This window comes from Yersinia sp. LJYL362, from assembly GCF_048323875.1.
This window is the reverse complement of sequence record NZ_JBLWEX010000009.1, coordinates 1-8,184: the sequence shown is the minus strand read 5'-3', so window position 1 is coordinate 8,184 and position 8,184 is coordinate 1. Positions and strand designations below refer to the sequence as shown.

The following is an 8,184-nucleotide window of genomic DNA, read 5'->3' as shown; positions in this document are numbered from 1 at the left end:
CGACGTCATAAAGATCTTCGAGTATTTCCAGCCCTATTGTCCCCTGCCCGGCAATAACTTTTTCATCATCAAATGGGTGGATAAAAATACGGTTTTCCATTTCAATAATTTCGCTGGCTTTAGCAATAGTGTCATTGAAGTTCTCACCATGGAGCACCACCTCAGCAGAGTATTCACTGGTCGCCGCAATTTTTGATTTAGGTGCGCAATTTGGCATGACCACCTTGCTGTTAATCCCCAGCATGGCACAAGACAGAGAGACACCTTGCGCATGGTTACCCGCCGAGCAGGCCACGACGCCCTGTTTTCTTTGTTCTTCGCTGAGTGAACTGAGCTTATTAAACGCCCCGCGGATCTTGAATGACCCCGTACGTTGCATATTCTCAAACTTGAGATAAATCTCGCCATGACAGCGCTCACTCAGATAATTCGATCTCGCCAGCCCGGTTTTGTAGATATGCCCTTGCAATCTTTTCTGTGCTTCAATTACATCATTTATTGTTATCGGTAAGTTGCTGTAAATTTTCATTTTTAATAGCCTTGCAGAGTAATATTTTTAAGAAGAATGTATTTCATGCGGCAGGATGCTACGGTACAAAAAACTGGATTAATGTGACAATCACAGCAAAAAACCACGCAAGTGATCATGCGATCAGCTGTTTATTTCAAAAAATGCAATGGGGTCGACATTCCTTTTTTCGGATTAGTTTTACTAATGTTAAAAAACAAAAGATGACAAAAACGATAGCTCGATGAATTATTAGATAAAATTGTGGGGGCCAGTCAGAAAGGTGGACACACTAATTTAACATGCTGTTTACAGGCTATAGTGCAGCATAAAATGCTAGATTTTTACTCTTTTACTCGAAGTCTCTATTTATAAATTCCCTCCACTTTCCACCTTTTTTCAGTTTCCATCGCAAAGCCCAGTTAACGGCGTCAACTCTTGCCTCTGGATTTGTCAGTATATTTACCCACCAACGGCGATAAATCCGTTAATTTCTGACATAAAAATGCCTCATCCCAGCTTCTTTCCTACACCCCAATGAATGTGAGTACATTTCACTTACATTTGATGATTTGGATCAATATATCGAGTTTTAGCCATTGATCGAATGCTTATGATTATCATTTAATTTATCATTCAGAATGCAATAGAGCCTGTTATGAATATTGATTTGATGCCATATCACGCCCGTCAGGGGCCGCTACCTTTCCCAAAACGCTGGGCCACAATGCCCTGGCGGGATAGTCGCCCATTACCAGCCGAATCACTCGAGGATAACTGGCAGGCACTGCTACAAAAGGCGCTACCACCTAATAAGCGTTTGCTTTATTTACATATTCCGTTTTGTGCTACTCATTGTACTTTCTGCGGTTTTTATCAAAATCCATTACAAACCGACAGTACTGCGCGCTACACCGACTACCTGCTGCGGGAATTGAGCATGGAGGCCAGCAGCCCACTGCTACAAGGGGGGCCAATTCATGCCATTTACTTCGGTGGTGGCACGCCCAGTGCGCTTTCAGCACAACAGTTACACAATATTATCAGCCAGTTGCGTAAAAGTTTACCGCTAGCACCTGACTGTGAAATAACCGTTGAAGGGCGAATTTTCAATTTTGATGATGAGCGGATTGATGCTTGTCTGGAAGCGGGTGCTAACCGTTTCTCGGTCGGGGTACAAACCTTTAATACCCGCATTCGTCAGCGCATGGGGCGTAAGGCCAGTCGTGATGAGGCGATTCATTTTCTGACTAATCTGGCTTCCCGCGATCGCGCCGCCGTAGTTTGCGATTTAATGTTCGGCTTACCCCATCAAACACCAGAAACCTGGCAGGAAGATTTGGCTATCGTGCGTCAACTGCCACTAGATGGTGTTGACCTGTATGCCCTTAATCTGTTGCCAACCACACCACTGGCCAAGTCAGTAGAAAATAACCGGATAGAGCTGCCGACACTGGCGCAGCAGTGTGATTTTTACTGTAGCGGCGCTGAGAGCCTCGCCCAAGCCGGTTGGCATCAGTTAAGTAATAGCCATTGGGCGCGCACCACTCGTGAGCGAAATCTTTATAACTTGTTGATTAAACAAGGAGCGGATTGTCTTGCATTGGGTAGCGGTGCGGGAGGCTCTTTACAAGGGCACGCCTACATGCAGCACCGTAGTCTGGATAACTACTACCGATTAATCGACAGCGGGCAAAAACCATTGATGATGATGACGCAAGCCAGCGGCGAACATCCGTGGCGAGCTAAATTGCAAAGCGGTATCGAAGTCGGTCGTTTAGATTTGAGCGAGTTAATCACAGATCCCTACCCGTTAATGCCATTGATCGCGCAGTGGCATCAGAGTCATCTGCTAAAAGATGACAGTTTCTGCTTGCGGCTCACCGACAGCGGGCGTTTTTGGGCCAGTAACATCATGCAGGCTCTGCAAAATATTATTCCTTCACTTATTACCACGGAAAGCCATTCATGAATGCTCCAACTCTCCAAAATAAACCTTCTTTGGCCGAATTTCTTGCCACCCAACCCGATGGCACGCTGGAACAAATTGCTCAGGATTATCAGGTCAGCCCGCTTGATGTGGTACGTGAATTACCAGAACGCGTATTAGTCAGTGCGGAGCATTTTGATCGCGTCTGGGACAGTATGACAGAGTGGGGAGATGTCACCACCCTGGTACATACCGCCGATATTATTTTGGAGCACAAAGGCCCACTACCGAGCGGTTTTCATCGCCACGGCTATTTCAACCTTCGCGAAAAACAAGGTCTTAGCGGCCATATCAGAGCACAAAACTGCCAGGCCATTGCCCTACTGGAACGCCCGTTTATGGGCATGGCGACCGCATCGGTCCAGTTTTTTAATCAGCAAGGTGATGTGATGCTGAAAGTCTATGTTGGCCGTGATGAACATCGTCAGTTGCGTGCTGACGGCCTTGCTGCCTTTCATCAACTGGCTCAACAGCTTGCTCAAGAATCGTCTGTTTTCGATAAAAAAATCAAGGAAACACCATGAAACCCTGGTTGATATTCGGTGCAGGTCATGGCGTTGGTGCACATTTACTCGCACTGGCAAACCAACATGCCGACGCGGCCCAGAACCCGCGCCCTGTCACATTACTGATACGTAATCCGCAGCAAGCAGAAGAGTTACGCAGCAAGGGGATAACTGTAGTGTGTGGGGATGCTTGCGATCCAGACAGTGTGCATCAGGCCTGCCAACTCGCAGGTCCGGACGCTGCCATCATTTCGACATTAGGTAGCCGTACTGCGGATTATCAAGGCAACCGATTGATCATTGATACCGCCGAGAAGCTAGGCCTGAAGCGTATGCTTTTGGTGACATCCATTGGCTGCGGTGATAGTTGGCCGACGCTTTCCCCTGCCGCCCGAGCTGCTTTTGGTCAGGCGGTGCGCGAGAAGTCACTGGCTGAGAGCTGGTTACAAACCAGCAACCTGACTTATACCCTAATTCGACCCGGTGGTTTACTGGATCAACCCGCAACGGGAAAGGCAATCTGTCTGCAAACAGAGGCTCATGGCCTGGTTACTCGTGAAGATGTTGCCATTCACCTGAGTCAGATGATTGAAGATCCCACGACCTATCATCAGATTTATGCACTCGTCGACCCCGGATTAGTTCGCAGAGTAAAAATAAATTAACAATAAATATGTCTTGATGTAACACCGAACCATGATTGATAATGCTTATCATATTGATAGTGGTTATCATTACCTTGCCGTTTATATGGATAAACAGTTGAACAAAGCACCCACAATGAATGACGAGCCTGCGGCTAAACCCCCAGCGGGCAACAAGCCCCTGTCTGTCTCCAGCGAGCAATTGCTGGGAGAGCACGGTGTCGCTTTTATCATTCATCAGGGCGAATGCTATCAACTGCGCCAGACCAAAGCAGGGAAACTGATACTGACTAAATAATAACCCAATGCCAATGTCGTGACAGCACGGTAGCGGTTTCCGCTAGCTCCGCTGTGGCGTCAAGGGCAAAGGATACATCGCAAGCCACCCAGATTTTAGAATCAAGGCAGCCAGCAACCTATTTATTTGTTTTGCATATGATTTTTTGCATAGAAAATATGGAGAATTGCCGACATGCCGCGTTCCACTTCCGACCGTTTCCGCTGGTCCCCACTCAGTTTGGCAATCGCTTGCACTTTGCCTCTTGCTGTTCAAGCTGCTGATACCTCGTCCACTCAAACCAACAGCAAAAAACGCACTGCCGATACCATGGTAGTGACTGCGACCGGTAATGAGCGCAGCAGTTTTGAAGCACCGATGATGGTGACAGTGGTTGAGGCCGATACACCGACCAGCGAAACCGCCACCTCTGCCACGGATATGTTACGCAATATTCCAGGCCTGACCGTCACTGGCAGCGGGCGCGTTAACGGGCAGGACGTGACACTGCGTGGCTACGGCAAACAAGGTGTGCTGACTTTGGTTGATGGTATTCGCCAAGGCACTGACACCGGCCACCTGAACTCTACCTTCCTCGATCCGGCGCTGGTCAAGCGTGTTGAAATCGTCCGCGGCCCGTCAGCGCTGCTGTATGGCAGTGGTGCATTAGGTGGGGTTATTTCTTATGAAACCGTTGATGCCGCCGATCTCTTATTACCAGGCCAAAATAGTGGCTATCGGGTTTACAGCGCTGCGGCGACCGGCGATCACAGCTTCGGCTTAGGTGCCAGTGCCTTTGGCCGCACCGATGATGTCGATGGTATTCTCTCTTTTGGCACGCGTGATATCGGCAATATTCGCCAAAGCGACGGTTTTAATGCGCCAAATGACGAGACCATCAGCAATGTACTGGCAAAAGGCACCTGGCGTATTGACCAGATTCAGTCGTTAAGCGCCAATCTGCGCTATTACAACAACAGCGCACTGGAGCCAAAGAATCCGCAAACCAGCGCGGCATCCAGCACCAATCTAATGACCAACCGCTCGACTATCCAACGTGATGCACAGCTTAAATACAACATTAAGCCACTTGATCAAGAATGGTTGAATGCCACGGCGCAGGTTTACTACTCCGAAGTGGAAATCAATGCACGGCCACAAGGCACCGCGGAAGAGGGACGCAAGCAAACGACTACAGGTGGCAAGCTGGAAAACCGCACCCGTCTGTTCACCGACAGTTTTGCATCACACTTGCTGACTTACGGCACAGAAGCTTATAAACAAGAGCAAACGCCGGGCGGTGCGACTGAAAGCTTCCCACAAGCAGATATTCGTTTTGGTTCTGGCTGGCTGCAAGATGAAATCACCTTACGCGACCTGCCGGTTTCTATTTTGGCCGGTACCCGTTATGACAACTATCGCGGTAGCAGCGAAGGCTATGCCGATGTGGATGCTGATAAATGGTCATCTCGTGGTGCCGTCAGTGTGACACCGACAGACTGGCTGATGCTGTTTGGTTCCTATGCTCAGGCTTTCCGCGCTCCAACTATGGGCGAGATGTACAACGATTCGAAACACTTCTCGATGAATATCGCGGGCAATACCCTGACCAACTACTGGGTGCCGAACCCGAATCTGAAACCGGAAACCAACGAAACTCAAGAGTACGGTTTTGGCTTGCGCTTTAACGACCTGATGATGGCTGAGGATGACCTGCAATTCAAAGCCAGCTACTTCGATACCAATGCCAAAGACTATATCTCCACCGGCGTGACCATGGACTTCGGCTTCGGGCCAGGTGGCTTGTACTGCAAAAACTGCTCTACCTATTCCACCAATATCGATCGAGCCAAAATTTGGGGTTGGGATGCCACTATGACTTACCAAACCCAGTGGTTTAACTTGGGTCTGGCCTATAACCGCACCCGTGGTAAAAACCAAAATACCAATGAATGGCTCGATACCATTAACCCGGATACCGTCACCAGCACCTTAGATGTACCGGTGGCGAACTCCGGCTTTGCTGTGGGTTGGATCGGAACATTTGCTGATCGCTCTAGCCGAGTCTCCAGCTCAGGCACACCGCGAGCCGGTTATGGCGTCAATGACTTCTACGTCAGCTATAAAGGCCAAGAGCAATTTAAAGGTATGACCACCACCGTGGTGTTGGGTAACGCATTCGATAAAGAGTATTACGCGCCACAAGGCGTGCCACAGGATGGTCGTAACGCGAAGTTCTTCGTGAGCTATCAGTGGTAACTAAATACAAAAGTTAGTCTGAAATAACACTTCCGGTAATTCAATCAGCGAATTACCGGATTATCATTTCTACCTGTCACCTGCATATAAAAAATCAATAGAACGAGGAAGTTATTATGAGCAAATCAATATACGAGCAGTATCTACAAGCTAAAGCAGATAATCCGGGCAAATATGCGCGTGATTTGGCCACTCTGATGGGGGTTTCAGAAGCGGAACTGACCCATAGCCGCGTTGGTCATGATGCCAAACGTTTGAAAGGTGATGCCCGCGCACTACTGGCCGCATTGGAAGCTGTCGGTGAGGTCAAAGCTATCACCCGCAACACCTATGCCGTACATGAGCAAATGGGCCGTTACGAAAATCAGCATTTGAATGGTCATGCGGGTTTGATCCTCAATCCACGTAATTTAGATTTACGCCTGTTCCTCAACCAGTGGGCCAGCGCCTTTACGCTGACAGAAGAAACTCGCCACGGTGTACGCCATAGCATCCAGTTTTTCGACCATCAAGGCGATGCTCTGCATAAAGTGTATGTCACTGAACAAACTGACATGCCAGCCTGGGAAGCGCTACTGGCGCAGTTTATCACCACAGAAAATCCAGAGTTGCAGCTAGAGCCACTGAGCACACCTGAAGTCACTGAACCGACAGCCACCGATGAAGCTGTAGATGCTGAATGGCGTGCTATGACTGACGTGCATCAGTTCTTCCAGTTGCTCAAACGCAATAATCTGACCCGTCAACAGGCCTTCCGCGCCGTGGGTAATGATCTGGCTTATCAGGTTGATAACAGTTCTCTGACCCAGTTGCTGAACATTGCTCAGCAAGAACAGAATGAAATCATGATTTTTGTGGGTAACCGTGGCTGTGTACAAATCTTCACCGGCATGATTGAAAAGGTTATACCACATCAAGATTGGATTAATGTTTTCAACCAGCGCTTCACGCTGCATCTGATTGAAACAACGATTGCTGAAAGCTGGATTACCCGCAAGCCAACAAAAGACGGTTTCGTGACCAGTTTGGAACTGTTTGCTGCTGATGACACCCAAATTGCACAACTTTACGGTCAGCGCACCGAAGGCCAGCCAGAACAAACGCAATGGCGTGAGCAAATTGCTCGCCTCAATAATAAGGATATCGCCGCATGAGACTAAGGTTACTGTCACTCCCTTTCATTCTGTCGCTGAGCGCCTGTCTTCTGCCGCTGAACTCTTTCGCCGCAGAACGTATCGTCACCATTGGCGGTGATGTCACAGAAATCGCCTACGCACTGGGTGCGGGTGGTGAGATTGTGGCTCGTGACAGTACCAGTCTACAGCCTCAGGCAGTGCAAAAGCTGCCTGATGTTGGTTACATGCGCATGCTTAATGCCGAAGGGATTTTGGCAATGAAGCCGACCATGCTGCTGGTCAGTGAGCTGGCGCAACCTTCACTGGTACTCAAACAAGTCGCGGATAGTGGGGTAAATGTTGTCACTGTTCCGGGTCAAACCACACCTGAAAGTGTGGCTGTGAAGATAAATGCTGTTGCCAGCGCACTGCATCAGCAGGAAAAAGGGCAAGCACTTATCAAAGACTATCAGCAACGTTTAGCCGCAGTGAACAACACACCACTGCCGGTTAAGGTGCTGTTTGTCATGAGTCATGGCGGCTTAACCCCGATGGCCGCTGGTCAAAATACCGCAGCTGACGCAATGATCCGCGCCGCCGGTGGTAGCAATGCGATGCAAGGTTTTAGCCGCTATCGTCCGTTATCACAGGAAGGGGTGATTGCCAGTGCGCCGGATTTATTACTGATCACCAGTGACGGAGTGAGAGCGCTGGGTGGCAGTGAAGGTATCTGGAAATTGCCGGGGATGGCATTGACCCCGGCGGGCAAAAATAAACGCCTGTTAGTGGTTGATGATATGGCGCTACTCGGCTTTGGCTTGGAAACACCGCAAGTGCTATCGCAACTGCGCAAAGGTATGGAACAAGCGCAATGAATTGCCGTAT

Annotated in this window: 8 protein-coding genes; 7 read left to right on the top strand and 1 reads right to left on the bottom strand. The window is 49.0% G+C overall.

Going from position 1 to position 8,184, the window contains the following annotated elements:
* Positions 1-529: pyridoxal-phosphate dependent enzyme (locus ACNSO8_RS00335; RefSeq protein WP_418393481.1), on the bottom strand; the 529-nt coding region annotated here is incomplete at its 3' end.
* A gap of 637 nt (positions 530-1,166) precedes the next feature.
* Between ACNSO8_RS00335 and hutW the strand changes: the two genes are divergently transcribed.
* The 7 genes from hutW (at position 1,167) to ACNSO8_RS00300 (ending at position 8,174) form a co-directional block, all read left to right on the top strand.
* On the top strand, positions 1,167-2,480 hold the full coding sequence (gene hutW, locus ACNSO8_RS00330) for a heme anaerobic degradation radical SAM methyltransferase ChuW/HutW (protein WP_050322011.1): 1,314 nt from the start codon (positions 1,167-1,169) through the stop codon (positions 2,478-2,480).
* Positions 2,477-3,022, top strand: a complete 546-nt coding sequence (hutX, locus tag ACNSO8_RS00325) for a heme utilization cystosolic carrier protein HutX (protein WP_019084273.1) — start codon at positions 2,477-2,479, stop codon at positions 3,020-3,022. Before hutW ends, hutX begins: the two co-directional genes overlap by 4 nt.
* Positions 3,019-3,669: an SDR family oxidoreductase gene (locus ACNSO8_RS00320; protein WP_019080739.1), complete on the top strand. Its 651-nt coding sequence runs from the start codon at positions 3,019-3,021 to the stop codon at positions 3,667-3,669. The genes hutX and ACNSO8_RS00320 overlap by 4 nt, the downstream gene beginning before the upstream one ends.
* A 31-nt stretch (positions 3,670-3,700) precedes the next feature.
* Complete coding sequence (hemP, locus tag ACNSO8_RS00315) at positions 3,701-3,946, top strand: hemin uptake protein HemP (RefSeq protein ID WP_019080740.1); 246 nt, start codon at positions 3,701-3,703, stop codon at positions 3,944-3,946.
* 174 nt (positions 3,947-4,120) lie between these two features.
* On the top strand, positions 4,121-6,184 hold the full coding sequence (locus tag ACNSO8_RS00310; RefSeq protein WP_050157124.1) for a TonB-dependent hemoglobin/transferrin/lactoferrin family receptor: 2,064 nt from the start codon (positions 4,121-4,123) through the stop codon (positions 6,182-6,184).
* Positions 6,185-6,300: 116 nt separating this feature from the next.
* On the top strand, positions 6,301-7,338 hold the full coding sequence (locus tag ACNSO8_RS00305; RefSeq protein ID WP_418393480.1) for a hemin-degrading factor: 1,038 nt from the start codon (positions 6,301-6,303) through the stop codon (positions 7,336-7,338).
* The gene (locus ACNSO8_RS00300) at positions 7,335-8,174 is read left to right on the top strand and encodes a heme/hemin ABC transporter substrate-binding protein (protein ID WP_005156544.1); all 840 of its coding nucleotides are present in this window, start codon (positions 7,335-7,337) and stop codon (positions 8,172-8,174) included. The genes ACNSO8_RS00305 and ACNSO8_RS00300 overlap by 4 nt, the downstream gene beginning before the upstream one ends.
* Positions 8,175-8,184 lie beyond the last annotated feature (10 nt).

Bases quoted from the DNA above. Each gene is read 5' to 3' on its own strand.
- hutW (WP_050322011.1), top strand. From the start codon at position 1,167: ATGAATATTGATTTGATGCCATATCACGCCCGTCAGGGGCCGCTACCT.
- hutX (WP_019084273.1), top strand. From the start codon at position 2,477: ATGAATGCTCCAACTCTCCAAAATAAACCTTCTTTGGCCGAATTTCTT.
- ACNSO8_RS00320 (WP_019080739.1), top strand. From the start codon at position 3,019: ATGAAACCCTGGTTGATATTCGGTGCAGGTCATGGCGTTGGTGCACAT.
- hemP (WP_019080740.1), top strand. From the start codon at position 3,701: ATGATTGATAATGCTTATCATATTGATAGTGGTTATCATTACCTTGCC.
- ACNSO8_RS00310 (WP_050157124.1), top strand. From the start codon at position 4,121: ATGCCGCGTTCCACTTCCGACCGTTTCCGCTGGTCCCCACTCAGTTTG.
- ACNSO8_RS00305 (WP_418393480.1), top strand. From the start codon at position 6,301: ATGAGCAAATCAATATACGAGCAGTATCTACAAGCTAAAGCAGATAAT.
- ACNSO8_RS00300 (WP_005156544.1), top strand. From the start codon at position 7,335: ATGAGACTAAGGTTACTGTCACTCCCTTTCATTCTGTCGCTGAGCGCC.